24 protein-coding genes, 1 tRNA gene and 2 pseudogenes are annotated in these 26,832 nt (G+C 32.2%); 17 read left to right on the forward strand and 10 right to left on the reverse strand.

Annotated elements, in window-relative coordinates; genetic code table 11:
• Nucleotides 1–41: 41 nt before the first annotated feature.
• The 5 genes and pseudogenes from P5P90_RS13635 to htpG form a co-directional block, all read right to left on the reverse strand.
• On the reverse strand, nucleotides 42–608 hold the full coding sequence (locus tag P5P90_RS13635) for a YdeI/OmpD-associated family protein (protein WP_278035164.1): 567 nt from the start codon (nucleotides 606–608) through the stop codon (nucleotides 42–44).
• A gap of 365 nt (nucleotides 609–973) precedes the next feature.
• Nucleotides 974–1,426: a hypothetical protein gene (locus tag P5P90_RS13640; protein WP_278035165.1), complete on the reverse strand. Its 453-nt coding sequence runs from the start codon at nucleotides 1,424–1,426 to the stop codon at nucleotides 974–976.
• Between the two features lie 129 nt (nucleotides 1,427–1,555).
• Nucleotides 1,556–1,804, reverse strand: a pseudogene (locus P5P90_RS13645) (GIY-YIG nuclease family protein); the annotation flags it as partial.
• Nucleotides 1,805–2,051: 247 nt separating this feature from the next.
• Nucleotides 2,052–3,200, reverse strand: coding sequence for an ATP-binding protein (locus P5P90_RS13650; RefSeq protein ID WP_278035167.1), 1,149 nt, complete (start codon nucleotides 3,198–3,200; stop codon nucleotides 2,052–2,054).
• Nucleotides 3,201–3,489: 289 nt separating this feature from the next.
• Nucleotides 3,490–5,374: pseudogene (gene htpG, locus P5P90_RS13655) on the reverse strand (molecular chaperone HtpG).
• Nucleotides 5,375–5,557: 183 nt separating this feature from the next.
• On the opposite strand from htpG, the gene P5P90_RS13660 reads away from it, so the two are divergent.
• The 4 genes from P5P90_RS13660 to P5P90_RS13675 all read left to right on the forward strand — a co-directional run bounded on the left by P5P90_RS13660 (nucleotide 5,558) and on the right by P5P90_RS13675 (nucleotide 9,094).
• Nucleotides 5,558–6,034: a lipocalin family protein gene (locus P5P90_RS13660; RefSeq protein ID WP_278035168.1), complete on the forward strand. Its 477-nt coding sequence runs from the start codon at nucleotides 5,558–5,560 to the stop codon at nucleotides 6,032–6,034.
• 34 nt (nucleotides 6,035–6,068) lie between these two features.
• Nucleotides 6,069–6,764 (forward strand): YiaD family glycine zipper/OmpA-like lipoprotein, encoded by a 696-nt coding sequence (locus P5P90_RS13665; protein WP_278035169.1) that lies wholly within the window; start codon nucleotides 6,069–6,071, stop codon nucleotides 6,762–6,764.
• A gap of 261 nt (nucleotides 6,765–7,025) precedes the next feature.
• Nucleotides 7,026–7,973: an ABC transporter ATP-binding protein gene (locus P5P90_RS13670; RefSeq protein WP_278035170.1), complete on the forward strand. Its 948-nt coding sequence runs from the start codon at nucleotides 7,026–7,028 to the stop codon at nucleotides 7,971–7,973.
• A gap of 113 nt (nucleotides 7,974–8,086) precedes the next feature.
• Complete coding sequence (locus P5P90_RS13675; protein ID WP_278035171.1) at nucleotides 8,087–9,094, forward strand: 3-oxoacyl-ACP synthase III family protein; 1,008 nt, start codon at nucleotides 8,087–8,089, stop codon at nucleotides 9,092–9,094.
• 526 nt (nucleotides 9,095–9,620) lie between these two features.
• On the opposite strand, the gene P5P90_RS13680 is transcribed toward P5P90_RS13675, so the two are convergent.
• Nucleotides 9,621–11,237 (reverse strand): hypothetical protein, encoded by a 1,617-nt coding sequence (locus P5P90_RS13680; RefSeq protein ID WP_278035172.1) that lies wholly within the window; start codon nucleotides 11,235–11,237, stop codon nucleotides 9,621–9,623.
• Nucleotides 11,238–12,068: 831 nt separating this feature from the next.
• Here P5P90_RS13680 and P5P90_RS13685 point away from each other — a divergent pair.
• The 6 genes from P5P90_RS13685 to P5P90_RS13710 are packed head-to-tail and all read left to right on the forward strand — an operon-like array spanning nucleotide 12,069 to nucleotide 20,356.
• Nucleotides 12,069–12,251: a helix-turn-helix domain-containing protein gene (locus tag P5P90_RS13685; RefSeq protein ID WP_278035173.1), complete on the forward strand. Its 183-nt coding sequence runs from the start codon at nucleotides 12,069–12,071 to the stop codon at nucleotides 12,249–12,251.
• A gap of 18 nt (nucleotides 12,252–12,269) precedes the next feature.
• Nucleotides 12,270–14,690: a type I restriction-modification system subunit M gene (locus P5P90_RS13690; protein WP_278035174.1), complete on the forward strand. Its 2,421-nt coding sequence runs from the start codon at nucleotides 12,270–12,272 to the stop codon at nucleotides 14,688–14,690.
• Nucleotides 14,681–15,799, forward strand: coding sequence for a restriction endonuclease subunit S (locus P5P90_RS13695; protein WP_278035175.1), 1,119 nt, complete (start codon nucleotides 14,681–14,683; stop codon nucleotides 15,797–15,799). Before P5P90_RS13690 ends, P5P90_RS13695 begins: the two co-directional genes overlap by 10 nt.
• Nucleotides 15,796–18,831, forward strand: coding sequence for a type I restriction endonuclease subunit R (locus tag P5P90_RS13700; protein WP_278035176.1), 3,036 nt, complete (start codon nucleotides 15,796–15,798; stop codon nucleotides 18,829–18,831). The genes P5P90_RS13695 and P5P90_RS13700 overlap by 4 nt, the downstream gene beginning before the upstream one ends.
• Nucleotides 18,821–19,549, forward strand: a complete 729-nt coding sequence (locus P5P90_RS13705; protein ID WP_278035177.1) for a M48 family metallopeptidase — start codon at nucleotides 18,821–18,823, stop codon at nucleotides 19,547–19,549. The genes P5P90_RS13700 and P5P90_RS13705 overlap by 11 nt, the downstream gene beginning before the upstream one ends.
• Nucleotides 19,550–19,579: 30 nt before the next feature.
• Nucleotides 19,580–20,356 carry a hypothetical protein gene (locus P5P90_RS13710; protein WP_278035178.1) on the forward strand — a complete coding sequence of 259 codons (777 nt, stop codon included), beginning with the start codon at nucleotides 19,580–19,582 and terminating at the stop codon, nucleotides 20,354–20,356.
• Here the strand turns inward: P5P90_RS13710 and P5P90_RS13715 are convergent, their stop codons facing one another.
• Complete coding sequence (locus tag P5P90_RS13715; protein ID WP_278035179.1) at nucleotides 20,357–20,758, reverse strand: hypothetical protein; 402 nt, start codon at nucleotides 20,756–20,758, stop codon at nucleotides 20,357–20,359.
• 253 nt (nucleotides 20,759–21,011) lie between these two features.
• On the opposite strand from P5P90_RS13715, the gene P5P90_RS13720 reads away from it, so the two are divergent.
• From P5P90_RS13720 to P5P90_RS13740, 5 genes are all read left to right on the forward strand, one after another.
• Nucleotides 21,012–21,647, forward strand: a complete 636-nt coding sequence (locus P5P90_RS13720; protein WP_278035180.1) for a recombinase family protein — start codon at nucleotides 21,012–21,014, stop codon at nucleotides 21,645–21,647.
• Nucleotides 21,644–21,946: a hypothetical protein gene (locus tag P5P90_RS13725; RefSeq protein WP_278035181.1), complete on the forward strand. Its 303-nt coding sequence runs from the start codon at nucleotides 21,644–21,646 to the stop codon at nucleotides 21,944–21,946. The genes P5P90_RS13720 and P5P90_RS13725 overlap by 4 nt, the downstream gene beginning before the upstream one ends.
• 12 nt (nucleotides 21,947–21,958) lie before the next feature.
• Nucleotides 21,959–22,120, forward strand: coding sequence for a hypothetical protein (locus P5P90_RS13730; protein ID WP_278035182.1), 162 nt, complete (start codon nucleotides 21,959–21,961; stop codon nucleotides 22,118–22,120).
• A 417-nt stretch (nucleotides 22,121–22,537) separates the two neighbouring features.
• Nucleotides 22,538–22,912, forward strand: coding sequence for a hypothetical protein (locus tag P5P90_RS13735; protein WP_278035183.1), 375 nt, complete (start codon nucleotides 22,538–22,540; stop codon nucleotides 22,910–22,912).
• Complete coding sequence (locus P5P90_RS13740) at nucleotides 22,909–24,168, forward strand: tyrosine-type recombinase/integrase (RefSeq protein ID WP_278035184.1); 1,260 nt, start codon at nucleotides 22,909–22,911, stop codon at nucleotides 24,166–24,168. The genes P5P90_RS13735 and P5P90_RS13740 overlap by 4 nt, the downstream gene beginning before the upstream one ends.
• A 61-nt stretch (nucleotides 24,169–24,229) precedes the next feature.
• Here P5P90_RS13740 and P5P90_RS13745 read toward each other — a convergent pair.
• Nucleotides 24,230–24,303: transfer RNA gene (locus P5P90_RS13745), tRNA-Met, on the reverse strand.
• A 153-nt stretch (nucleotides 24,304–24,456) separates the two neighbouring features.
• Between P5P90_RS13745 and P5P90_RS13750 the strand changes: the two genes are divergently transcribed.
• Both P5P90_RS13750 and P5P90_RS13755 read left to right on the forward strand, forming a co-directional pair.
• Nucleotides 24,457–24,849, forward strand: a complete 393-nt coding sequence (locus tag P5P90_RS13750) for an START-like domain-containing protein (protein WP_278035185.1) — start codon at nucleotides 24,457–24,459, stop codon at nucleotides 24,847–24,849.
• Nucleotides 24,850–24,904: 55 nt separating this feature from the next.
• On the forward strand, nucleotides 24,905–25,744 hold the full coding sequence (locus tag P5P90_RS13755; RefSeq protein WP_278035186.1) for an aminotransferase class IV: 840 nt from the start codon (nucleotides 24,905–24,907) through the stop codon (nucleotides 25,742–25,744).
• Here the strand turns inward: P5P90_RS13755 and P5P90_RS13760 are convergent.
• Nucleotides 25,741–26,301 carry a YqgE/AlgH family protein gene (locus P5P90_RS13760; RefSeq protein WP_278035187.1) on the reverse strand — a complete coding sequence of 187 codons (561 nt, stop codon included), beginning with the start codon at nucleotides 26,299–26,301 and terminating at the stop codon, nucleotides 25,741–25,743. The genes P5P90_RS13755 and P5P90_RS13760 overlap by 4 nt on opposite strands.
• A gap of 125 nt (nucleotides 26,302–26,426) precedes the next feature.
• Nucleotides 26,427–26,699: an HU family DNA-binding protein gene (locus P5P90_RS13765; RefSeq protein ID WP_066324007.1), complete on the reverse strand. Its 273-nt coding sequence runs from the start codon at nucleotides 26,697–26,699 to the stop codon at nucleotides 26,427–26,429.
• Between the last annotated feature and the right edge of the window lie 133 nt (nucleotides 26,700–26,832).

Consider the following 26,832-nt stretch of genomic DNA (forward strand, 5'->3'; position numbering starts at 1 on the left):
TCGACAAGTTCATTGTGACAAATTGTATTGTTAATTAATATCTATCTGCTTTTACAATTTCGCTCGCACAAATCAATAATTTGAGCAATTCTACTTTGTCGCGTTGCTGACCGTTTGGCTTGGTTTAACCAATGTAAATAGCCTTTTTTATAACTTTTGCTAAAGTTGTTGTAGTTTGAAAATGCTTCTTGATTTTTATCGAATTCAATTTGTAAATCTTCGGGGATTTCTAAATTTTCAACGGCGTCCAGACTTTCCCAATAACCATTTTTCTTTGCCGTTTCAATTTTTTTCAAACCGCTTTCGTGCATTAGATTGGCAGCAATTAATTCTTCGATGTAATTTTTGTTGACTTTACACCAAACACTTTTGTCTTTTCTGGGAGTAAACAATTGGATTCTTCTGTCCTCGTCTAATTTTTTTACAGTGGAATCTATCCATCCATAGCAAATAGCCACTTTTACGGCTTCTTCCCAACGCATACTTTCTGCTTCGTGGGCTACTTTGTAAAAAATCAGATAGACCGCTTTGTGTGTTTGATGGTTTTCATGAAGCCAGGCTCTCCATTCAGAATCGTTTTTAAAATAGAGTGTTGGTTTTTCGAGCATTGGGTTTTATTTAGTTGTCAGTAGTTTTATTCATTGTAAGCTATTCAGTAATCGCATTGTTAAGAAAATGAATTCCAAATTCTAACTAACAGCAGAGAAATTATCAGTTATATTTTTTGTATTAGCTATTTTTCCTGCTCTTAAATTTAATAATATGTATGTGAAAAATAGATTTACTATTATTGAGATGTGATCTCCGTCAATTAAAAATTCGATAAAGCATATAAGATTTAATAATAGCCAAAAACCAAAAAACATTTCCCATAAAATTACAGTTCTGCTGTAAGTGTCTGCTTTTATAAAAAGTTTTGTTGGTAAAGTTATATTAATTGTAGTCAAAAGAATAAAAAGATTCATTGGAATAATTAAGCATAAAAAAATGGAATTTGTGTATAGATGGGGATTCCTATACTGTCTGCAAATGGAGGATAATCACCTCGTCCAGCACGAAACGTATAATACCAAAATGTTCCAGGAATAAGCAATAGCCATACAAGATTTGTGCTTACAAAAATTGAAAGTTTGTTAAGGCTTTTTAAGTTTTTAAAATCGGATAAAGTTTTAGTTTTTGTCAGTAATAGAAAAAGTAAAATAATACCTGAAGCGATTACAATTCCTGCCCCTAAGTCCATTAATGTTATTTTACTTGTTCTAAGTTCTAAATCTAATTTGTAGTATTCGTCTTTGTCAATTTTGTATGAATTGTGGAGTAAATTGTTAGCACCTTTTTGGTCTTTGTAATAAGGTAACCTTAATGAATAGGAAAATAGTCCAATTCCAATAATAAAAGTCAAAATTGTAAATATTCTTAGACTCATTGATTGTTTGGTTTGTGTTTAATAATGTTTTAATTCAATCTTATCATTTTGACGAAAGAGAAATATCATTTAGTATTTCTTCAAAGTTGTTTCTCGTTGCTGCATAGATTTTAAAAATACAAATAATTATTATTCAGTCATTATGTCTTTAATAGCATCAAATAAATCATTCCATGTTGGATTGATAGATTGAATCAATTTGTTTTTGGCAGCTCTTGAACCTGCTTTTATTTGTTTTTCACGAGCTATAGCATCTTCAATCCATTGAAATTGCTCATAGTAAACTAATATGTTTACATCGTATCGGGCTGAAAATGATGTTGGGTATTTCTTGTTTTTATGTTCTATAATTCTTTGTGGAAGATTTGACGTCACACCAACATAAACTACCGTTTGTTATTTATTGGTAATGATGTAGACAAATCCTGGTTTCATGTTTTTATTTTATTGGCGATATGATTGTATTTTAGTTTTTTTTCACTTTTTAGTGGGATTGCTTCGCTATCGCTCGCAAAGACCAGCTAGGCGGTTATTGTCATTGCGAATGCAGTGAAGCAATCTCATCCAGTATTTCGACAAAGTTGCTTTTCAATACGGTCACTGATTACAAATTCTTGTTATTAAATTATTTCTTTTTTGATTTTAATTGTAATGATTTTCCAAAAATTGTTTGATGGTTTTTCTTTTCATTAATTGCTTCTACTAATGGTGTAATTGCATTTTCTGAAAATACTATTTTGTGAGTTGTATCTAATGTTTCAATCCATATAAATTGATTAAATTCTGAGTTAATTTTTGATTCATCCGGATTTTCAATAGGAAGTTTTTCATCCGATATCCAATTTAAAAATTTGAAGACATATTTTAATTGATTTGATGTGAAATTGAAGTTTGAATTTGATTTTACTTTTTCGATTAATGATGAAAAATATATAAAGTCACGGGGAGTTTTACTTTTTATTTCTCCAACTATTTTATAGATTGGTTTACCTTCATCATTAGAAATTTTTCCTATTTCACCTGCAGAAATTGCATTTAAAATAATATTAAATACACCATTTTCTGTTTGGTCAATATCAATTTCACTACTAGAAAGTAAATTGTCTTTAGAATTATATCCATATACTTTATTGTTTTTTGGATTTAATATTAAGACTTCTCGAGGATTTATGTCGAACATTTCAGGAAGCAATTTTGACCATATTTCCATGAATTCTTTATTTTTTTCATTAGCTTTTATTTGTAAAAAACGATTGAAATTTTGTGTTGTAGAATTTGCGGTTTCATTTTTACCTGAAACACGATAAATAATTTCACCTTTTTTTAATTTATAATCAGGAAAATCATTTATGGGTATTATAACTTGATTTTGTTTTTCAATTAACAAATAATAAAATTTTCTAGTTCCAGATTGAAATGATTGTAAATCTAAGTCGACACCAGTTTTAGTAATCTTGTCAAATTGTTGTGAAATTAAGTTTAAATCAATTTTTGTTAATAAATCAAAGTTGTTAGAGTCTAAACCAACATCTTCTAAATGTCCTGTTGACTTATTCTCTTTGATTCCGAGTAATACAATACCTCCTTCTGAATTAGAAAATGATAAAATATCTTTCGCAAAATTTTTCATAAAAATTTCAATAGAATCAGTTAATCCAAAGAAATTTAATTCAAACTTATAATCATAATGGTTATTTTCTTTTGGAAAAATCCCATGATTTTTTAAATTATCAATAGTATTAGAAATTTCGTCTTTTAATTCTTTAAGGTTCATAAGGATAATAATTTATTTAAATATATAAAAATATTCTCATAAAAGTTATTTTGGAAATGAAAAGCTATCTATAGCCCCGATAGTAGTGAAAATCCTCTTGTAGAGCGAAAGCGTCACAAGAGATTGTAACGGATAGCGGGAGGGAAGTACTAATGGAATATCAAACTTTCTGCTCCTAAAAAAAAATCCTGCCAGTTTGCACTAGCAGGATTTGTATTTTATAGAGATTCCGAAACAAGTTCGGAATAAGCGATTCACGCCATTTTATGTTATAAAATGGGTTCTCTGCTTATTTAATCAATTCAAAACTACGTTTTACAAAAGCAGTTAAGGCTTCTCCTTTTAGTAAGTTTTGTGACAATTTAGCCAAGTCTAAAGCTTGTTTTACAAGGCTTTCCTGAGTAGTTTTGTCTTCAGTGTTTAAAATGGTGCTTGCCAAAGGCGAATTAGTGTTCACGACCAAGTTGTACATTTCTGGCATGTTCCCCATTCCGAACATTCCGCCACCGCCTGTTTGACTCATTTCTTTCATTCTACGCATGAATTCTGGTTGCGTGATGATAAATGGTGCTGCCTGACTGTCTAAAGCTTCTAATTGAACCGTATAGGTTTTAGGGATATAGGTTCTCCAAAGATGTTTTTAAACTTTCTTTTTCTTCATCAGAAAGTTTAGAAATTGTAGTTTCTTCTTTCTTGATTAGGTTATCAATATGATCAGAATCTACACGAACGAAAGTTAGATCTTTATTGTCGTTTTCTAATTTTTGAATTAAATGCGAGATAATTGGCGAATCTAAAAGCAATACTTCGTATCCTTTTTCTTCGGCTGTTTCAATGTAAGCATGTTGTGCTTCTTTGTTTCCTGCGTACAAAATAACCAATTTTCCGTCTTTGTCGGTTTGCTTGTCTTTGAGGTTTTCTTTTAATTCGTCAAGCGTATAGTATTTGTCATTTACTGTTGGGTACAATACAAAAGCACCTGCTTTTTCATAGAATTTATCTTCCGATAACATTCCGTACTCTAAAACGATTTTGATATCGTTCCATTTTGATTCGAAATCGGCTCTGTTTTCGTTGAATAATGATTTCAATTTATCCGCTACTTTACGAGTGATGTAGTTCGAAATTTTCTTCACAGCACCATCAGCCTGTAATCCTGAACGAGAAACGTTTAAAGGAATGTCTGGTGAATCCACCACTCCGCGAAGCATCATTAAGAATTCAGGAACGATTCCTTCTACATTATCTGTAACAAACACTTGGTTTTGGTACAATTGGATTTTGTCCTTTTGGATTTGTAAATCGGCACCTAATTTAGGGAAATACAAGATTCCTGTTAGGTTGAAAGGATAATCTACATTTAAGTGGATATTGAATAAAGGCTCTTCAAATTGCATTGGATACAATTCGTGATAGAAAGCTTTATAATCTTCTTCATTTAAGTCAGAAGGTTGTTTGGTCCAAGCTGGATTTGGATTGTTGATGATGTTGTCTACTTCAACCGTTTCTGCTTTGTAATCTTCTGGAGCGTCTTCTGGTTTAGGTAAAGTTTCTGTTTTTGTTCCAAATTTAATTGGAATAGGCATGAACTTATTGTATTTGTTCAATAGTTCTTTGATTTTGTAGTCTTCAAGGAACTCTAAAGAATCATCAGCAATATGAAGGATAATCTCTGTACCACGCTCTGTTTTATCAGCTGGTTCTAAAGAGAATTCTGGGCTTCCGTCGCAAGTCCAGTGTGCTGCTGGTTCGTCTTTGTATGATTTGGTGATGATTTCTACCTTAGAAGCTACCATGAAAGCCGAGTAGAATCCAAGACCAAAGTGTCCAATGATTCCCGAATCTTTTGCGGTGTCTTTGTATTTTTCCAAGAATTCTTCAGCACCAGAAAAAGCCAATTGGTTAATGTATTTTTCAACCTCTTCGGCTGTCATACCAATTCCTTGGTCGATGATGTGTAATTTTTTGCCTTCTTTGTCTACCTTAACTTCAAGGATTGGGTTTCCATATTCTACTTTGGCTTCACCAATGTTAGTAAGGTGTTTTAATTTTAATGTTGCATCTGTTCCATTCGAAATTAATTCACGTAAAAAGATCTCGTGATCGTTGTATAAGAACTTTTTAATTAGTGGGAAAATATTCTCCACTGATACATTAATTTTTCCAGTTGTCATATTTAAAATTTTTTAGAATGTTTTACATTTTGTAAACAGTTTTCTTCAAATAAAGTACCAATGTGATTTAGGGTGACAAAATGTCTTATGTCTTAATTTTGTAATAAATTAATGGTATTATGAAACAAATACTAAAAACTTAGATTGTATCTTTATCTAAGTTTAATATAAAAACGATTAACGATGAAAAAAATATTTTTAGTTGCAGCTTTTGCATTAACATTGTTTTCTTGCAAAACTTCTTCGGTGACAGCTACTAAATTAGACCGAGGAACTCAGGTAGGGATGAAAGGAAATTGGGTTATTAGTTCAGTAACTTACCCAGGTTCCAATTATATCAAAGTAAATTCATTTCAATTAGCTGATTCGAAATGTTTTGAAGGAAGTACTTGGAAGTTTATTTCCAATAATAACAAAGGTGAAATGGCTTTAACTAAATATGATTGCCCAGTTTTTAGTTCGCCTATTACTTGGTTTGTAAATTCAAACGGAGAAGTGGTTTTGAAAATCTTAGATGCTGGTGAAAAAGCGAGAAAAGTTAGAGATGGTTATGTATTACGTGTGGCTAATTTAACAGAGGGTTCTTTTCAATTAATTGACAAAATTGATGTTGGGGGAAAATTAACAGATGTGGTTTATCAATTTCAACGTGTAAACTAATTTGTTTTAGTAAATAATTTAAAAAAAGAAAGTTATGAAAAATATATCAGTTATAGCATTAGCATTTATCATGGTGTTGGGTTCACTTTTTGCTAGTTGTGAGTCAATTAAAAATACAAATAAAACACAAAGAGGTGCGGCTATAGGAGCTGCTGGAGGTGCTATTTTAGGTGGGATCTTAGGAAATAACCTTGGTAAAGGTGGAAAAGGAGCAATGGGAGCTGTTATTGGTGGAGTAGTTGGTGGAGTTGCCGGTGGTGTTATTGGAAACAAGATGGACAAGCAAGCCAGACAAATTGACCAAGCTATTCCAGGAGCAGATGTTGAACGTGTAGGAGAGGGAATAAAATTAGTTTTAAATGAAAATGCTGTTCGATTTGATACTAATAAATCTACATTGACAGCTTCTGCAAAAGCAAACTTAGATAAATTAGTTACCGTTTTTAATGAATATCCAGATACTGATATTACTATTTTTGGATATACGGATAGTACAGGTTCTGCTGATTATAATTTAAAACTTTCAGGAGAGCGTGCTAATTCTGTAAAGAAATATTTAATAAGCAAAGGTTTGGCAGCGAGTCGTTTTACAATTACAGGGATGGGAATTGCTGATCCAATTGCTGACAATGGTACAGTGGAAGGAAGAAGTCAAAACCGTCGTGTAGAATTTGCTATTACAGCAAATGAAAAAATGAAAGCCGACGCTCAAAAAGAAGCTGGAAACTAATTAGAAAATTTTACTCAAATATGAAGGTCGTCCTTATGGGGCGACTTTTTTTTGTGAGAATGGCACACAGATAAAACAGATTTAGCAGATTGTCACTGATTTTTTAAAATTTTCCTTTATGAAAATAACTTTTCTGAACTAATTATTTTTTTTTAGGAAGAGAAAAACTTACATGACTTATATGGTTTATAACAATATTTATTTCTTTTTTTAGATGAAAGAAATCTATCTTTGCACTCTCAAAAAAATCATTCTTTTCAAATGCTCCAAGTTCAAAATATTAGTTTTGGTTATACCAAAAAACCAGTGGTTCAAAACATCAATTTTACTGTTAATAAAGGACAAAATATAGCTATTATAGGCGAAAGTGGCTGTGGTAAAAGTACTTTACTTAAATTAATTTACGGCTTGTATGATTTAGATCAGGGACAAATTTTCTGGAATAACGAGGAGGTTTTAGGGCCTAGTTTTCATTTGGTTCCAGGGATGCCATATATGAAATATTTATCACAGGATTTTGATTTGATGCCTTATACTACAGTTGCAGAGAATGTGGGGAAATATTTGTCTAATATTTATCAAGACAAAAAGAAAGCACGCGTTCAAGAGTTGCTTGAGATTGTTGAGATGACTGAATATGCCGATGTAAAAGCTAAATATCTAAGTGGAGGACAACAACAGCGAGTGGCTTTAGCCAGAGTTTTAGCCCTAGAGCCAGAGGTTTTATTGTTAGACGAACCGTTTAGTCATATTGATAATTTTAGAAAAAATGCTTTACGTCGTAATCTATTTGCGTATTTAAAAGCCCAAGGTATTACTTGTCTTGTAGCTACTCATGACAGTACAGATGCACTTTCCTTTGCCGATGAAACCATAGTGTTGTATAATGGGCAAATTGTAGACAAGGCCGATTCTAATAGTTTGTATAACAACCCAATCAATAAATATGTTGCTTCACTTTTTGGGGAAGTAAACGAATTGAAATTGTCCCAACTTATTGATGTAAAAGATGAAGATGATGAATTGCTTTTGTTGTATCCACACCAATTAAAAGTGGATGGCAAAGGAATTATGAATGTTTTAGTCAAACAATCGTATTTTAAAGGTGGTTATTATTTAATCAAAGCAGTTTTTGACAGAAAGGTGATTTTTTTTGAACATGAATCTTCTTTAGAATTCAATCAGGAAGTGAATTTAAAAATATGCTGATTTTTCATTTTTTTCTTTGCTATTAAATTGTAAAAAATCTTTTTATTTATTCAAAAAGTAGTAATTTGTAGGTTAGAATGTTAAACACATTTTTTTAATCTAAAAATACTGCTATGTATAATTCAAGAATTTCAGGTTTAGGTTTTTATGTGCCTTCCAATGTGGTTACTAATGCCGATTTGTCTAAAATCATGGATACCAATGACGAATGGATTCAGGAACGAACCGGAATTAAAGAGCGTAGGCATATTGTAAAAGGCGAAGACACCACCACTACAATGGGTGTTAAAGCGGCTAAAATTGCTATGGAACGTGCAGGGATTGATAAAAATGATATTGATTTTATTGTTTTTGCGACCTTAAGTCCAGATTATTATTTTCCAGGTCCAGGTGTTTTAGTACAAAGGGATTTAGGGCTTAAAACAGTAGGCGCTCTTGATGTTCGTAACCAATGTTCTGGGTTTGTATATGCCTTATCTGTAGCCGATCAATATATTAAAACAGGAATGTATAAGAATGTTTTAGTTATTGGTTCAGAGGTGCAATCTTCAGGATTAGATATGACTACCAGAGGAAGAGGTGTTTCCGTAATTTTTGGGGATGGGGCAGGTGCCGCGATTTTGAGTCGAGAAGAAGATTTGACCAAAGGTATACTTTCGACGCATTTGCATTCCGAAGGGATTCATGCGGAAGAATTAGTGCTTACAGCTCCAGGAATGGGAGGGCGATGGGTGAATGATATCTTAGCCGATAATAATCCAGATGACGAAAGTTATTTTCCATATATGAATGGACAGTTTGTTTTTAAAAATGCTGTCGTACGATTTTCAGAAGTGATTATGGAAGCTTTAGAAGCAAATCATTTAGCAGTTTCAGATATTGATATGCTAATACCGCATCAGGCTAATTTGAGAATTTCTCAATATATCCAGAGTAAGTTTAAGTTAACCGACAATCAAGTGTATAATAATGTGCAGCAATATGGAAATACCACGGCGGCTTCAATTCCTATTGCGTTAACGGAAGCTTGGGAAAAAGGAAAAATTAAAGAAGGAGATACGGTTGTTTTAGCTGCATTTGGAAGTGGGTTTACTTGGGCAAGTGCTATTGTTAAATGGTAAAGCAGTAAATAAATTGGAAAAATTTACAGTTTGATTTTTTAGTACTTTAATTTTGAGCCTAAGTTTAGCTTTTCTTTTCATGGTATTCGATAAATTGTTTCTTTTCTTAGGTTAAAAAAAACAGGAACAGCACCAATTGTAAGGTTTCTTAATTATGTTAAAAACAGGTATTTTATTGAAAAATAAAGTCTTTAAAAACGTAGTTTATAAAGTTGTTTTTTGCTAATCTTTTGATTTTATGGGGTGTAAAAAAAGAGAAATGATTTTCATCATTTCTCTTATCCAGTAGCGAAGACGGGAGTTGAACCCGTGACCTCAGGGTTATGAATCTATAAAATGTTTTTTATAGATTCATTAACCCCTTATTTTATTACTATTTAAAAAATGTGAAAAATTGGTTTGTTTCTTTTTAGTTTGTTATAGTCACTCTTTTTCGTCACTCCTTTTTCTTTTGATACTAAAAGACCATTACCTACATTTGTATGAGAAATCCTTCAGATACAAGTTTTATACCTATCACTAATTATTATTTAACAACAGACCTAAGATTTGTAATTACTTTTTGCGTAATCTGCACACCATTATAATCATTATATTTTTGTTCACGTGCTAGTTTGGATATGTACTTAACAAGTTCTTTCATTGTAATCCTTGAGTGGTCAATATCGTAAATTATCGACATTGTGTCATCAGCATCATAAGATAACATCGGTAATACTTCATATAAGTTTATTTGTTCATCTAAAGCAAATTTTGGTAGTGCTATTGTTTGTGGTTCTGCTATAGGTTCGGGACTAACAAAAGGTGACGCACCATCAACTTTAACACAAGTGTAGACACTGTGTTCTAGTATAATTCTGTTCATGGTTTCAACTACAATGGCTCTGTCTTTTTCTTCACATAGCAACGCATCGTAAACGTATAGTACATTTATTCCTAATGTATTGAGGTGGTTGATTACATCGGTCATAATAGACACTTCAACGCTAAACATTTTGGCTGATGTTACTTTATAACCGTGCTCTTTTTTGTCATTGTATATGCGTGATAACATATCGGGTTCTTGACTTGAATAGAATGTAAATAAGGGCGATTTAAGCATGGCTAACCATTGCTTGTTAAAGAAACTTAGGTGTTCAGTTTTTATGCTTTTAACGTCAATACCTGTTCGCTCCGCAACGTTTTGATGCGTTAAGTAAGTTAGTTCCCCATTATATATTTTGATGACTATATTCGGATGTAATGCGATGTAATCGCACTCAGCTAATTTGATTCCGTTAACCGTAATTTGTTCACGAATCCAAGCGGGCATAAGTGTGAATGAATCTACCACACGACCACCACTTTTCTCATCGCCAACACTAGGAATCATAAAGCCTCTACAAGTTAAAAACTCAAATAATAATATGTTATCTTCAACAAAACTCCTATTATCTGAATCCTTCCAATAATCATTTTTATGCTTATTTCTTATGGTTAATATTTTTCCTTTTTTGGTTTTATGACCTTGTTTTACCAAATTTTTACCAATAGCCAAAAGTTCTTTTGATGAAGGCAATTCAATCTTAGGATACATTTTTACAAGGTTGGAACAAATAGGATGTACCATTGCTTCATTTAATTGTTCAAAGAACAGTTTATTACGATTCTGAACGATTCCAGCATCTTTAATAATATACTCAACCAATCCCGCTTTTAAGTAGGTATCGGTTAAGCGGTACTTTTTGCAATATTCCCGCTCTAGATAACTATCGTTTACTTCAATAAACGCACCTTTGGATGTACCATGCTTTAATACATCGATAATTCGGGAGTAAATAAAGGTATTGTCATTGGACTTGGTTTGTTGATGCAATATATCAGCTTTCAATGATTTCCACTTGTCATCAGTATAGAAAGTACTGGCTAAGTTGGATAAGAAAACTAGGCACTTTTCGATAGCTACGTTAACATCGCTATCAATTGCTTTAAGCATGGCTTTAGGAACATACTTGCGTAGGTTGTATTCTGATTTTTTTGGTATAAGTAACGAATTTACATTTGGGAATTGTAATGCTAATTCGGCTAGGTTGTTGTCATTTTGAAGGATTTGAATATCCTCAGTATCACCTGTAAGTGATAGGTAATCGGTTTTAATGTTCACTAATATTCTCTTATTCTCGTCATTCCACATTAGGAATGTTATAGTACTCTTATTGTTTGCTTGGTAAGAGAAGCTGGTAGAAGCTATCTACCAGCAACCAAGGTTTTATTGAGTATGCTCTCATATTGTGCTTTTTAATAAATATATCGAAAATCCAACAAAGTGTCAAGTGTTTAAGATAACAAATTGATAAAAAAAATTAAAATAGCGGAAATTGAGCATACTATAATCATTGCTATAATTATGTAATAGACTATTATTGCTGATATTATACTTTATCCTATTACCATATAAATAAGTAACATATATGAAGGTAAGTTGTTAATTATAGATAATAGATAGATTATAATTAAATAGTAATAAACACTATCTATTTATAATGTGAATATTTATCTTTATTCAATATATGTTACATTATATATTATTACAATTGTAACTTATGATATATAGCTGAACCTAAAGGTTGTTATACCTCCCTCCCCACGGGAGGGCTTCCCCCGTTACCACCCCTGTTGCCCGTCCCTCGTGTTGTTCTAGCATGGGGTATGATGAGGCGTTTAAAAAAATATTTTTTAAAATTTTTTTTCCAGAATTTTTTGGACTAAAATTTGACTTAATTACATAGTAAAGAATCGTTAAACAATCCCTTTTTGAACGTGAAGACCACCTATCTGTTCCCATGTCTAATGTCAATTATTAGCTTGTAGGATATGTTTTACTTACTATATATCAATACGTTAACAATCGATGCCTGGTTTTTTACTTTAAATTAAAAATTTATATCAAATTATGAGATAATAATTGCTATATTGTCAAAAAAATCCCCACAAAATGAATCGTATAAAAGAGGTGCTTAAGGAGAAAGGTGTAAAGCAAGTTTGGCTGTCCGAAAAGCTTGGAAAAAGCTATAACATGGTAAACGGTTATGTTACCAACAAGCGACAACCAAGTATTGAAGTACTGTACGAGATTGCTAAATTATTGCAGGTGGATGCCAAGGAATTATTAAATTAAAAAGATTACAAACAAATTATGGCAATTAAAAAATCCGAATTATATAGCTCATTATGGGCAAGTTGTGATGAACTAAGAGGTGGAATGGATGCCTCTCAATATAAAGACTACGTACTTACAATGCTTTTTGTAAAGTATATTTCAGATAAGTACGCTGGTAATCCAATGGGATTAATTGAAATACCAGAGGGTGCATCATTTGATGATATGGTAGCCTTGAAAGGAAAACCAGATATTGGAGACCGAATCAACAAAGAAATTCTAAGACCGCTATTTTCTGCAAACGGATTGGAAGGTTCTATGGAATTGGTTGATTTCAATGATGATGATAAATTAGGTAGCGGAAAAGACAAAGTAGAAACGTTATCTAAATTAATAGCCATTTTTGAAAACCCAAACTTAAACTTCAAAAATAACCGTGCCGAAGATGACGATGTATTAGGTGATGCCTATGAATTTTTAATGCGTCACTTTGCTACTGAATCTGGAAAAAGTAAAGGACAATTTTATACACCAGCTGAGGTGTCTCGAATTTTAGCAAAAGTAATTAGTGTTGATAAAGCTGATAAACCTTCTTATACAGCCTATGACCCAACATGTGGTTCGGGTTCACTTTTATTAAAGGTAGCCGATGAAGCTCCAAATGGTTTGACTTTATACGGACAAGAAAAAGATATTGCCACCAAAGGATTAGCTATCATGAATATGTGGTTGCATGGATATCCAGAAGCATCTATTTCTGGAGGTAACACCATCTCAACACCTAGCTTCAAAGAGAACGATGGAACGTTAAAACGATTTGACTTTGTTGTGGCAAACCCACCATTTTCAGTAAAAAACTGGGTTACAGGTATTAATCCAATGGATGATGAATTTAAACGATTTAGAGGCTATGGAGTACCACCAGAAAAGAATGGTGACTATGCTTTTTTATTACACATTGTTGCATCCCTGAAAAGCACAGGTAAAGGTGCTGTGATTCTGCCGCATGGGGTTTTGTTTAGAGGAAATGCAGAAGCAGAAATTCGTAAAAACTTATTGCAACGCAAATGGATTAAAGGTATCATTGGATTACCAGCCAACTTGTTTTACGGTACTGGAATACCAGCTTGTGTTATAGTCATTGACAAAGAAAATGCGGAATCTCGTGAAGGTGTTTTTATGATGGATGCTAGCAAAGGCTTTATGAAAGATGGCAACAAAAACAGGCTAAGAGAACAGGATATTCATAAAATAGTGGATGCCTTTAACCTTCAATCGGAAATTGATAAATTTAGTCGTTTGGTTCCATACAGTGAGATAGAAAAGAATGAATACAATCTAAATATTCCTCGTTACATCGATACGCAAGAACAAGAAGATATTCAAGACTTAAATGCGCATTTGAATGGTGGTATTCCTCAAAAAGATATTGATGCTTTACACGAATATTGGACGGTATATCCTAATCTAAGAAAGGATTTGTTTACTCCAATTCGTGAAGGATATGCCAAATTAAACGTTGAAAAATCGGAAATAAAAAGTACCATTTTTGAACATCCCGATTTTATCCAATACAATCAAGAACTAAGTGGTTTGTTTGAAGCTTTTAAAACAGAAAATCATCCTAAAATGAATGCCATTTCAATTGATACCAAACCGAAAGAATTTATCAAAGAAATTTCGGAAGACATTTTGAAACGTTACAGTAACAAAGCATTAATTGGTGCGTATGATGTTTACCAACACTTGTTGGACTACTGGAACGAAACCATGAAAGATGACGTGTATTTGATTGTGGAAGATGGATGGGAAGCTAAAGTAAAACGCATTTTAGAAAAGAACAAAAAAGGTACTGAAGTTGACAAAGGTTGGATGTGTGACCTTATTCCAAAAGAATTGGTTATCAATAGATTTTTGGCAAGTGAGTACCAAGAATTAGTTAGCATCGAAACTGAATTAGAAAGCGTACAAGCCGAAATAGTTTCTTTTGAAGAAGAACACGCTGGAGAAGAAGGTATTTTGTTAGATGCAACCAACGACAAAGGAAGTATTACGAAAACCACCCTTACAGCTTTTATAAAAGATAATAAATCTAACCCAGCCGAAAAAGAATCAATTTCATTGGCTAATGAAATGTTGAAACTTTTCAACCGTGAGGCTGAATTGAAAAAAGACCAAAAAGAAAAAGCCTTAGCATTAGATAATTTAACACTAAAAACTTTCAAAGAGTTAACCGAAGACGATGTTAGAACGCTTGTAGTGGATGACAAATGGTTAACCAGTATTAAAGCTTCCATACAAACTGAAATTGATGCGATTTCACAGCGTTTAACAGGTAGAGTGAAGCAATTAGCCGAACGATATGAAAACACCTTAATAGAGCTGGATAAAGAGACCAAAACACTAGAAGATAAAGTAAGTGCTCACCTTGAAAAAATGGGATTGGTATGGAGTTAATGGAGAAACAAGGTTTTAAACAAACAGAAGTGGGTTTGATTCCAGATGATTGGAATGTAAAGAAGTTGGAAGAGGTTTTACAATTTGGAAGCGGACAAGATTACAAACATCTTTCACGAGGTGAAATTCCAGTATATGGTACTGGTGGATTAATGACGTTTGTAAATAATTACTTATATAACGGTGATTCAGTAGGCATAGGAAGAAAAGGTACTATAGACAAGCCTGTATTTTTGTCTGGGAAGTTTTGGACTGTTGATACTTTATTTTATACACATAGTTTCGTAAATTCTTTTCCAAAGTTTATTTATTATAAATTTCTAATGATACCTTGGAAGGAATTCAACGAAGCCTCTGGAGTTCCCAGTTTGAATAAGAATACTTTGGGTAAAATAAATATTTCAATACCTCAAACCCTCGAAGAACAAAAAGCCATAGCCACGGCATTAAGTGATGTTGATACTTTGATAGCCAATTTGGAAAAGCTCATCACTAAAAAGAAAGCCATCAAACAGGGTGCGATGCAACAGTTGCTCACACCACCACATAAAGGTGGCAAGCGATTAGAAGGGTATACTGGTGATTGGGTCGAAAAAAAAATGGGTGAATGCTTAAAATATGAACAGCCCACAAAATACATTGTGAAAAATGCAAATTATGAAGGTCAAAGTCAAACTCCTGTCCTTACAGCTGGAAAAACTTTTTTACTTGGTTTTACAGATGAAAAAGAAGGTATATACAGCGATTTACCAGTGATTATTTTTGATGATTTTACCACTTCAAAACAATATGTTGACTTTGAATTTAAAGTAAAATCGTCTGCAATGAAAATGCTAAAAGCTACCTCAGAAACGGATATCAATTTTATTTATTCAACTATGAATATGATAAATTTTTCATTAGGAGATGACCACAAAAGAAGATGGATTGCTGAGTATAGTAAAATAACAATTTTTGTTCCAGAAATACAAGAACAAAAAGCAATATCCGAAATTCTTTCCGATATGGATTTAGAAATCGAAAAATTAGAATCTAAAAAAGCAAAATGCCAAAATGTAAAACAAGGTATGATGCAAGAATTATTAACAGGTAAAACGAGGTTGGTATGAACAATATTGGCAAATCAGAACGCACCTCTCAAAATCGAGTTTTAGAGCTATTTCAAAATGAATTAGGATACAATTATCTTGGTGATTGGCATGAAGAAATTCGTACCATTCCTGTTGAAGAAACCCTATTAAAAAAGTATTTGCTTTCAAGAGGTTATTCTGAAACTCTTAGTCAAAAAGCGGTGGATGAATTGGTGAAATCAGCTACTAACTTATCCAATGGTTTATATGCTTCAAATAAAGAAGTTTATAGTTTATTACGCTATGGGGTTACGGTTAGAGATGAATTAGGAAGTCCAAAAGAAACCGTTTGGTTAATTGATTGGAACAATTTCGAAAATAATGATTTTGGAGTTGCTGAAGAAGTTACGGTAGCGGGTAGATACAATAAAAGACCAGACATTGTTATTTATGTTAATGGTATTGCGTTAGGTATATTAGAATTAAAAAGAAGTAAAGTAAGTGTAGAAGAAGGAATTCGTCAAAATTTAGACAACCAAAAACCAGAGTTTATACAAAATTTCTTCACCACCATTCAATTGGTTCTGGCTGGTAACGATACCCAAGGATTACAATATGGAACAATAGAAACTTCTGAAAAGTACTTTTTAAAATGGAAAGAAGAATGTGATAAGTCATTTGATTATGTTTTAGATAAACATGTTTTTCAATTATGCGAGAAACACAGGTTTTTAGAGTTGATTCATGACTTTGTAGTATTTGATAAAGGTGTGAAGAAATTATGCCGTCCTAATCAATATTTTGGCATAAAAGCAGCACATCAAAACATCAGAAACAAACAAGGTGGTGTTATTTGGCATACACAGGGTTCGGGAAAAAGTTTAACGATGGTTTGGTTAGCCAAATGGATTCGAGAAAACGTAGCAGACAGCCGTGTGCTAATTATTACAGACAGAGAAGAGTTAGATGACCAAATAGAGAAACTATTCACAGGTATTGAAGAAAGAATCTACAGAACCAAAAGTGGAAGAGATTTAATCAATGTTCTGAATGCAAAAACAGAAATGTTAATTGGTAGTTTGGTTCATAAATTTGGGAGGCAAACTGACGAAGGAGATTTTGAAGCCTTCATAAAAGAACTAAAAGAAAACTTAGGAAGCGATTTCAAAGCTAAAGGAAACATCCATGTGTTTGTAGATGAATGTCACCGCACACAATCTGGAAAATTGCATGATGCTATGAAAATGATTCTTCCAGATGCTCTTTTTATTGGTTTTACAGGAACACCATTACTTAAAAAAGACAAACTAAAATCAATAGAAATTTTCGGACCTTATATCGGTAATCCCTACAAATTTGATGAAGCTGTTGAAGATGGTGTTGTGTTGGATTTACTATATGAAGCAAGAGATGTAGAACAATTTGTAACTGACCAAACAAAAATTGATGAATGGTTTGATGCAAAAACGAAAGGATTAACCGATGTTGCCAAAGTGGAACTTAAAAAACGTTGGGGAACAATTCAAAAAGTTCTCGGTTCAAAATCTCGATTAGAAAAAATTGTAGCTGATATTATTTTTGATTTTGAAACAAAACCAAGGTTAAGTACTGGAGAAGGAAATGCCATGCTGGTATCAAGTTCTGTACACCAAGCTTGTAAATATTACGAAATTTTCCAGAACAATAATTTCAAGAATTGTGCCATAATCACATCCTACGAGCCTCATCAATCAGATATTAAAGGGGAAGAAACTGGCGAAGGCACAACGGATAAACTTATGAAATATGAAGTTTACACAAAGATGTTAAATGGAAAGTCAACTGAAGAATTTGAAGCGGAAGCTAAAGCTCAATTTATAAAAGAGCCAGCTAGAATGAAGCTGTTAATTGTGGTAGACAAACTACTAACTGGTTTTGATGCACCTTCAGCTACTTACTTGTATATTGATAAAAGTATGCAAGACCATGGCTTATTTCAAGCTATTTGTCGTGTTAACAGAGTGGATACTGAAGATAAAGATTATGGTTATATAATTGATTACAAAGATTTATTCCATAGCTTACAAAAATCAATCAATGATTATACATCAGAAGCATTTGATATGTTTGATAAAGATGATGTAAAAGGGTTATTAAAGAGTAGAATTTCTGAGAGTAGAGATAGATTAGAAACGGCTTTAGAAACAGTAAGAGCCATGTGTGAACCTGTTCATCCCAAAGACGAACCTAGTTTTATTAAATTCTTCTGTGGTGATACTGAAAACCCAGATGATATAAAGGCTACAGAAGAAAAAAGAGTCGCATTATACAAAGCTGTTGTAAAGTTGATTAGAGCGTATGCCAACGTTGCCAACGAAATGCACAAATTAGATTATACGGAACAAGAAGCTGAGAAAATTAAGCAAGAAGTTCAGTATTATTCTGATTTAAGAGATACTATCAAGCAAGCAAGTGGTGATTATTTAGATTTGAAGCGTTTCGAGCCAGGGATGCGACAGTTGATGGATATGTATCTAAACGCTAATTCAAGTAAAAAAATATCTGATTTTGAGAACAAATCACTGGTGGATTTGATAATCAAACTAAGAGATGAATTAGAAGGTACTCCAGAAGATAAAAAGCGTGGACGACAAACATCAGTTGCTGAAATCATAGAAAATAATGTTCGAAAAGTAGTTAATGAGGAATCACAAACGAATCCGAAATATTACGAAAGAATGTCCAAGTTGTTGGATGAATTGATAAAACAACGCAAGCTAGAAACTATTGACTATAAGGTGTATTTGGATAACATCAAAAAACTTGCTGAGGAGGTATCAAATTCATCATCCAGTCAAACTTATCCAATTAACATCAATACCAGAGCTAAACAAGCACTTTATGATAATTTAGACAATGATGAAAATTTAGCCATTTTATTAGATGAAGCAGTTAAATACAATAAACTAGATGGCTGGCGAGATGGTGGCATCAAAGAAAAAAAATTAAGAATTGAAGTGAATAATATTGTTGGAGACCCAGAGAAAACAATGAATATAATGGAAATTATAAAAGCTCAAAATGAGTACTAATTCTAATCTTTTACATATCTCAAACATTGAAATTGATGTTATTAGAAAAGACATCAAGAACATGCACCTCGCTGTCTATCCACCACACGGTAGGATAAGATTGGCTGTTCCATTGAAAACGGATGAAGAGGTAGTTAGACTGTTTGCAATTAGCAAATTGGGATGGATAAAAAAGCATGTAAAAAGTTTTCAAGAGCAAGCCAGAGAGACCAAAAGAGATTATGTATCTGGCGAAAGTTTGTTTTTTCAAGGAATACGATATTTGTTAGAAGTCCAAGAAAAAAACGGATATAGTTCAGTAAAAATTGAAGGGACTAAAAAAATTATATTAAAAATAAAAGAAGGTGCTACAACTGAAGAAAAAGCAATTGTAATGCGAGAATGGTATCGCAAACAATTAAAGTTGCAGATTAAACCTTTGCTGGATAAATGGGAAAAAATCATAGAGGTTTCTACCAATGATTGGGGTGTAAAACACATGAAAACGAAATGGGGGTCATGTAATACTGATTCTAAAAATATTTGGTTAAACTTAGAGTTGGCAAAAAAACCACCAATTTGTCTGGAGTATATTTTAGTGCATGAGCTGGTTCATTTACACGAAAGAAACCATAACGACAGGTTCGTCTCCTTAATGGATAAATTCATGCCAAAGTGGAGGTTACATCGTGATGAGTTGAATAAATTGCCAATTGTGCATAACGATTGGGGGTATTAAAATAATTACTGATACATTAAATAATTAAATATGTCTGAGGCAAGATTAACAATCCATTTTGAAAATAAAAGTCCAATTGAATTAATAGATTTTACCGAATCTTTTGAAGCTTTGGGCAATGAATACTATAAATTTCTATCCGAAAGCGAAAATTTCAGATTAAAAGCTGAAACAAAATTATATGTAAAAGAAATTAAAAATGGAAGTGTCATTGCAGTTCTTTCTGATTTAGTTCCAGCTGTGATACCTTTCGTTGAGAATTCAAATTCAGTTATAGAATTCACAAAATTTTTAAAAAAGGGATATGAGTATTTTCTCGGTAAAAGTGATGAAAAGCCCAAAGATTTTGATATAAAAGATTGTAATAATTTTAGCAATATTATTAAACCAGTTGCCAAAGATAATGGTTCAAATATTGTATTTACAGGTGACTTTAATTTTGGCGATGTTACAATTAATTTAAATTATAATAGCCAAGAAGCAAACGCTATTCAAAATGGGATAGCTAGATTTAAGACTGAATTAAAAGAACCAATAAGCAATATTGAAAAAAATGTTTTGTTTTATTGGGATTCAGCTAAATATGATGAATCTTCTAAATCTATTGATAAAGGTTTTATTGATTCAATTCATCCTAACTCCTTGAAGGTAGTTTTTGATAATCAAGAAGATAAAAAATCAATGTTAGATATGGAATCCAATCCATTCCATTTTGCTTTTCTTGTAGATGTTGAAATTCTAACTATTCAAAAAACACCAACAGCCTATAAGATTTTGAGTGTAAACGATTCATTTCTGAAGGAATAATTAAATCTTAAAATTAATTGCATACTTTTCCCAATCAAAGTCTTTGATAACATCTTCAATTAATTCTTGAACGGAGAAGTTAATAATACTATCAATAGTTCCAATAATAACCAATTCACTTCCGTAAAATTTTTTCTTGGGGTCGTTCACACTTTTGTGTGATGACACCCATACATGCACTGTATAAGGTAAAAAATATTTTTTATCCAAATCAAAACTCTTCATAGAGTAAACACATTTTCGTACGAACCAATTCGAAGGAACGTCTAATCCGTCATAAATTCTGAGATTATCTTCAAGTTCTGGTTCACCAACCAAAATATCCCCATACGTTTCCTTAATTTGAATTCCGTTAATTTTCAATTCATGACCGCATTTTGTTTTTATCACCTCGTTTTTCATATTTATTTCTTTTAGAAATAAATATCTCAAAAAACATAAAAAAAATATTTTATTCAACTGAAATCCAGGATAATAGTCGTTTTTCTTGTTTGTTACAAAAAAGCCTGGAATATTTGTAGTGTTTTAGTTTTAGGCCATAGTTAATTATTAAAACATTATTAAAAATGACCAACCCAATAAAATAGGTCAAAGTGTTTTAAAATAATTTAGACTCTAAAATTAAAGCGATTCTAACCTTTAAACTACAAATTCTATGGTATACTATTTTTATTCCAGAACGTCAACTGTTCTTCAGAATAGTGCAAGGCAAATCGAGACATTTAAATCTCATGAAGGTTTTAATCCCAACAATTTATTTGTTGAACGCATCCAAGGGAACATTCCATTTATGGAAAGACCAGAAGCTGTTAAAATGTTTGATACCATTACCAACCAATCTGAACGTTGTACAGTGGTAGTGGATAGTATAGACCGCCTTGGAAGAAATCTCATAGATATACTTCACACTATTGACCTGTTCACCAAAAACAAAATCAACTTGAAATCCATCAAAGAGGGCTTCACTACCTTATTAGATAACGGTGATGTTAATCCAATGGCTCAGCTGGTCATTTCTTGTATGGGTTCAATAGCTGAGATGAATCGAAACCAAATCAAAACCAGAGCAATGGAAGGAATCAAGGTAGCACAAGCACTGGGTAAATTCCAAGGTCGAAAAATCGGAGCTGTCCAATCTGATGAAAAGTTATTGCAACGCCACCAGACAATAGCTAAAAAGCTTCAAAAGGGATTAAGCATAAGGGATATTTCAGAAATAACAGGAGCTTCCAGTGCTACTGTATGTAAGGTAAAGAAAGTAATGGTTAACCGTAAAATGTTGGAAGTATGAATTACATAAACCTATCTCGAATTTATTTGGAAATGATTTCAAGATTCAATGTTGCAACTTTTGATGTTATAAGCGTGATGGATGAAACGGATTACAAACCTTCTCAAACATTGATTACTTATTATTATGATGAGAGGATTCCAGTTGATGTGCCAAAGTTGAAAATGTTTTTAAGAAGGCACATCCGATTTGTTGACCAATACTTTGTTGAAGTTGAGGATGGAAAAATTATGATATGCATAATTTTTAGACAAAAAATGCTTACTGTTGATTATGGATTTGAATTTAGTTTGAACTAAAAAGTTATTATTATGAAAAAGACCAGAATTACAATATCACACCAACTAGAAAAAACCAAACACAATTTTCTGGTGCTGAATCCAGATAAGTTATCACGAATTGAATCTGAAAGAATAATGAAAAAGATGGGTATTTCAGTGCTTTTAGTGAACGGAAAGCTTTATACAGGATAGCATGTAAAAATAGTTAATTTTATTTGTTTGATATTCAGAGTTTTAGCATGTTCTATAAAAGTTTTTTCACTATCCCTACTTGAAACCATAGAAAGAAAATAGTACCTTTGTAATAGATTGATGCACAGGGTATAAACTATATAATGTAGCTCCTGTAACTCTTTTTACTCAGAAACTCGTATGAGGACAGTAAGCTGTTTAAGCGTATAATTTTATTCACCACTTTGTCTCTAAAAAGTGGTTTCAGCAAACATCTTTTTTTAATTAGGGCATTCTATGCCTATGGGGATTCTATGCTTTTTGCATTTTATCTGTGTCTGATTCGTCATGTTCGTACGTTTCGGAATGGTCATACTTGACTAAAAAATAATTCTCCCCACTCGTAATAAAACACTGGAGATTGAGTGGTACAGAGTTTTGAAATTAATAAATGAAGAAAAAAATTTAAGAATTCTTACAATTTTTGAGGTTGCTGAAAGAATAAAAACGAAAGATAATACTGCTACGAAAAAGTGGCTTGAAAAAAAGGGTGTCAAAATCTACACAGATACAAAAACACATTACGTATATGAAATTGATGTCGCTGTGGAAATAGATAAACCTTGGGTAATTAATTTAATGGATAGATACCCAGAAAATTGGAAAGAAGTATATAAAAAGACAGTAAAAGATAATGCTGTTTACGAAATGGTATTGTTAAATCTTGGAGAAGACGTAAGCTATTTACCAAAAACTAAAATTAAAAGTTTGAATGGAAACGATAAAAAATTATTTGAAAAATTAACAGCATGAGCAGATTAAAACTTCCTAAAAACCCACATACTGGGTTGAAGATATACTGTCATAAATGTAAGTTGGATAATCCTTCTTGTAATCACTATGACATTCAAAAGTATAGGGTGAGAATCCATATAAGTGGCACAAAAAACAAAAAAGTAACAAAAGTATTAAAGTCGAGAGATTATAAAGATGCTGTATCTGAAGCCATATTAATTGAAAAAGAATTAAAGGCAAATAATTATCAGAAAGTCAAAACTACATGTAGCGGGAATGATTATTCAATTGTTGATGCTGTTATAAGGTATAATCAATACTTATCTGGTAATTATGAGTTTGCTCAGCACGTCAAAGATGTTTCAAAAGGACATAAAGATGAATGTATTAGATTTTGCACATATTTCTGTAATTCTTTCAAGGGAGCAAAGAATATAGAAATAACGAGAATTATTGATGTTACTAAAAATGATGTAGCACGTTTTTACTTATGGGCTAATGGTCATTTTGGTAGTGAAGTTAGTTTTAATAAGTGTATGGGAGCATTAAAAGCTTTTTTTAAATTCTTAATTGATATTGAAGATATAAATATGAAGAACCCTTTTGAATCTTACACTTCAAAAAAGAAAATCAAAAAAAATGTAGAAACTTTAACGAAAGATGAATTTGATAGTGTAATATCTGTAATAGATACAGCGAATCCTATTGTAAAACTTGGAGGCAAAGGAGAAAAGAAAAATTTGTATAGATTCTATCTTAAAGATGGGTTTAAACTTTTTTTATTAACTGGTGGGAGAAGAGAAGAAGTCGTAGAACTAAAATGGAGTGATATATTAACTAAAATTGATGGTACTAAGTTTTTTAAAATTGATAATAAAAAGGTTAATAGACAAAAAGATACTGATGAATATGTGAAGTATTTACCAATAAATCATGATTTATTTGAACTATTGATTAAGCTAGGATACAACGAAAAGAAGACAACAAATGATTTCATTTTGTATCCAGACCGTAAGGTAAAAAGCATAACAATAATGAATGACCTATCAAAAGCTTTTACTCACTATAAAAAAGAAGCTGGTATTACTAAGTCAGTATCTTTAAAAAACTTAAGAAAAACCTACATCACTTGGTTGAGATTAGCTATGGGTAAAGATACAAGGCTATTGACATCTCATGGAGGTGAACAGGTGTTGATTGACCATTATATTGATAGTACAATTTTGAATGCAGTTGAAAAAGCGGCTTTAAATTTCAAAGTATATGAAGTATAATCATCACTCTTTATCATCACTCCAATAAAAAAGCCCAGTCGTTAAACTGGGCTTTCCTTAGTAGCGAAGACGGGAGTTGAACCCGTGACCTCAGGGTTATGAATCCTGCGCTCTAACCAACTGAGCTACCTCGCCAAATGTTCAGGTCAATACTGTTCCTGATTGCGGGTGCAAAGATAGGAATAAAAATATATCACGCAAGAAAAAAATGCAGAAAAAAATATTTTTAAAAACGTTTTTTTTTAGATATTATATTGTATATATTCGAAAAAAATAAATCGGTCTTTTATGGATGTTAAAGTACGTTATGAAATAGAGTTTCCTATAAACTCTTCACCACAATTATTGTATCAATATATATCTACTCCTTCTGGTTTGGCAGAATGGTTTGCTGATGATGTTAATTCCAGAGGGGAGTTTTTTACTTTTATTTGGAATGATTCAGAAGAAAAAGCAAGATTAGCTTCGAAAAAATCAGGTGAAAAAGTAAAATTCAAATGGGTAGATTCGGCAAATAAGGATACCGATTATTTTTTTGAATTGCATATCTTAGAGGATGAATTGACTAAAGATGTTTCTTTGATGATTGTAGATTTTGCGGAAGAAGATGAAATTGATGAAGCCAAACAATTGTGGGAAAATCAAATCTCGGATTTAAAACATCTATTAGGTTCTGTGTAGAGAATTCTATTTATATGACTTATATTTGCCCTGAACTAAATTCAGGGCTTTTTTTATGATTAATTTCAACGGGACGTTAGTAACTCAAGATTCGAATATTTTAACGCAAAACAGAGGGTTTTTGTATGGTGATGCTGTTTTTGAAACAGTGAAAATTGTTAACTCAAAAGTCTTGTATCTAGAAGATCATTATTTTAGGTTAATGGCTTCGATGCGAGTGGTTCGTATGGAGATTCCAATGAATTTTACGATGGAATATTTTGAAGAGCAATTGCTATCGTTGACTGATAAATTGGCAATTTCTGCTGCTGCTAGAGCTCGAATTACTGTTTTTAGAAATGATGGAGGTTATTATCTTCCTTTGGACAGATCGGTTTCTTTTTTAGTGCATGCGACGGCTTTAGAAACGGCTTTGTATTCTTTTGATAAAAAAGGGTATGAAGTAGACTTATTTAAAGATTTTTATATTACTAAGCAACTTTTGTCTTCTATTAAAAGTACCAATAGAATCCTGAATGTTACCGCAAGTATTTATGCCGATGAAAATGGTTTGGATAATTGTTTGTTGCTGAATGATTCTAAAAATGTAGTTGAAGCTATTCAGGGAAATATTTTTATGGTTATGGGCGGAAAATTAATTACTCCTCCAGTGTCAGAAGGCTGTTTGAATGGTGTAATGCGCAAACAGATTCTTGGTTTAGCTAAAACTATTTCAGGTATTGAGGTTGTTGAAGATGTTATTTCTCCTTTTGATCTTCAAAAAGCAGAAGAGTTATTTATTACTAATGTGATAAAAGGTGTGCAACCAATAACAAAATACAGAAAAAAAACATTTACTACCAGTGTAGCAGAGCAATTAGTAGAAAAGTTAAATCAAATCGTAGCAACTACTTAGTTTAAATAGGGGTTTTCGGGTGCATTAGACCATATTAGATATTCGCCACCTAATTCTAAAATTTGTTCTTTCCAAAAATGGGTGGAAGATTTGCCTATAATTTTATTTTTATAGCTGTTAGATGTGATTATCCATGAATTGTTTTCCATTTCAGATTGAAGTTGGCTTTCTGACCATCCTGTGTAACCTAAGAAAAAGCGAATGTTGTTTTTGTTGATTTGTCCGCTATTGATTAGTTCTTTAGTAGATTCAAAATCACCACCCCAATAAATACCATTTGAAATTTCAATACTATTAGGAATTAAGTTAGGTACATTGTGGATGAAATACAGGTTGTCTTGTTCTACAGGGCCACCGTTGTATATTTTTAATTTTGAATTTATCTCAGGAATTAAATCGTGAATGGTATATTTCAATGGTTTATTAATGATAAAACCAACAGATCCGTCTTTGTCATGATCGGCTAATAAAATCACAGAACGATTGAAAGATAAATCTCCAATTATTGAAGGTTCAGCAATTAGAAGTTGTCCTTTTATTAATGGTTCTGAAATCATAATAATTGATTTTTTTTATTAAATTTAATAAAAAAATGGAAAACACCAAAAAAAATCGGTAAAAAGCACAAAAAAAACCCTCGATAGAGGGTTTTTTATATTGGCTAGGTTTTGAAAATAAAACCTTAGTTGATAGCTCCTTCTAATTCAGCTCCAGCTTTGAATTTTACTACGTTTTTAGCAGCGATTTGAATAGTTTTTCCAGTTTGTGGATTTCTTCCATCTCTAGCAGCTCTTGAAGAAACTGACCAAGATCCAAAACCTACTAAAGAAACTTTACCGCCTTTTTTCAAAGTCTCACCTACATTACCTAAAAATGATTCTAAAGCTAATTTTGCAGCTGCTTTAGTAATTCCTGCGTCAGCAGCGATAGCATCGATTAATTCTGATTTGTTCATAATAAAAAGTTATTAATTGTTGGTTAAAAATAAATTGTTATACAACAAATTTAGCAGTAAATACAGACCTCGCAAGTGCTTTGACGGATTTTACGCTATTTTGTTAATAACTTATTTTTTTTGTTCATAACAC

Source organism: Flavobacterium nitratireducens, assembly GCF_029625335.1.
Lineage (GTDB): Bacteria > Bacteroidota > Bacteroidia > Flavobacteriales > Flavobacteriaceae > Flavobacterium > Flavobacterium nitratireducens.

Bases quoted from the DNA above. Each gene is read 5' to 3' on its own strand.
- P5P90_RS13765 (WP_066324007.1), bottom strand. From the start codon at position 26,699: ATGAACAAATCAGAATTAATCGATGCTATCGCTGCTGACGCAGGAATT.
- P5P90_RS13665 (WP_278035169.1), top strand. From the start codon at position 6,069: ATGAAAAATATATCAGTTATAGCATTAGCATTTATCATGGTGTTGGGT.
- P5P90_RS13635 (WP_278035164.1), bottom strand. From the start codon at position 608: ATGCTCGAAAAACCAACACTCTATTTTAAAAACGATTCTGAATGGAGA.
- P5P90_RS13730 (WP_278035182.1), top strand. From the start codon at position 21,959: ATGAAAAAGACCAGAATTACAATATCACACCAACTAGAAAAAACCAAA.
- P5P90_RS13760 (WP_278035187.1), bottom strand. From the start codon at position 26,301: ATGATTTCAGAACCATTAATAAAAGGACAACTTCTAATTGCTGAACCT.
- P5P90_RS13725 (WP_278035181.1), top strand. From the start codon at position 21,644: ATGAATTACATAAACCTATCTCGAATTTATTTGGAAATGATTTCAAGA.
- P5P90_RS13690 (WP_278035174.1), top strand. From the start codon at position 12,270: ATGGCAATTAAAAAATCCGAATTATATAGCTCATTATGGGCAAGTTGT.
- P5P90_RS13660 (WP_278035168.1), top strand. From the start codon at position 5,558: ATGAAAAAAATATTTTTAGTTGCAGCTTTTGCATTAACATTGTTTTCT.
- P5P90_RS13670 (WP_278035170.1), top strand. From the start codon at position 7,026: ATGCTCCAAGTTCAAAATATTAGTTTTGGTTATACCAAAAAACCAGTG.
- P5P90_RS13700 (WP_278035176.1), top strand. From the start codon at position 15,796: ATGAACAATATTGGCAAATCAGAACGCACCTCTCAAAATCGAGTTTTA.
- P5P90_RS13755 (WP_278035186.1), top strand. From the start codon at position 24,905: ATGATTAATTTCAACGGGACGTTAGTAACTCAAGATTCGAATATTTTA.
- P5P90_RS13705 (WP_278035177.1), top strand. From the start codon at position 18,821: ATGAGTACTAATTCTAATCTTTTACATATCTCAAACATTGAAATTGAT.
- P5P90_RS13640 (WP_278035165.1), bottom strand. From the start codon at position 1,426: ATGAGTCTAAGAATATTTACAATTTTGACTTTTATTATTGGAATTGGA.
- P5P90_RS13715 (WP_278035179.1), bottom strand. From the start codon at position 20,758: ATGAAAAACGAGGTGATAAAAACAAAATGCGGTCATGAATTGAAAATT.
- P5P90_RS13710 (WP_278035178.1), top strand. From the start codon at position 19,580: ATGTCTGAGGCAAGATTAACAATCCATTTTGAAAATAAAAGTCCAATT.
- P5P90_RS13750 (WP_278035185.1), top strand. From the start codon at position 24,457: ATGGATGTTAAAGTACGTTATGAAATAGAGTTTCCTATAAACTCTTCA.
- P5P90_RS13695 (WP_278035175.1), top strand. From the start codon at position 14,681: ATGGAGTTAATGGAGAAACAAGGTTTTAAACAAACAGAAGTGGGTTTG.
- P5P90_RS13675 (WP_278035171.1), top strand. From the start codon at position 8,087: ATGTATAATTCAAGAATTTCAGGTTTAGGTTTTTATGTGCCTTCCAAT.
- P5P90_RS13685 (WP_278035173.1), top strand. From the start codon at position 12,069: ATGAATCGTATAAAAGAGGTGCTTAAGGAGAAAGGTGTAAAGCAAGTT.
- P5P90_RS13740 (WP_278035184.1), top strand. From the start codon at position 22,909: ATGAGCAGATTAAAACTTCCTAAAAACCCACATACTGGGTTGAAGATA.
- P5P90_RS13650 (WP_278035167.1), bottom strand. From the start codon at position 3,200: ATGAACCTTAAAGAATTAAAAGACGAAATTTCTAATACTATTGATAAT.
- P5P90_RS13720 (WP_278035180.1), top strand. From the start codon at position 21,012: ATGGTATACTATTTTTATTCCAGAACGTCAACTGTTCTTCAGAATAGT.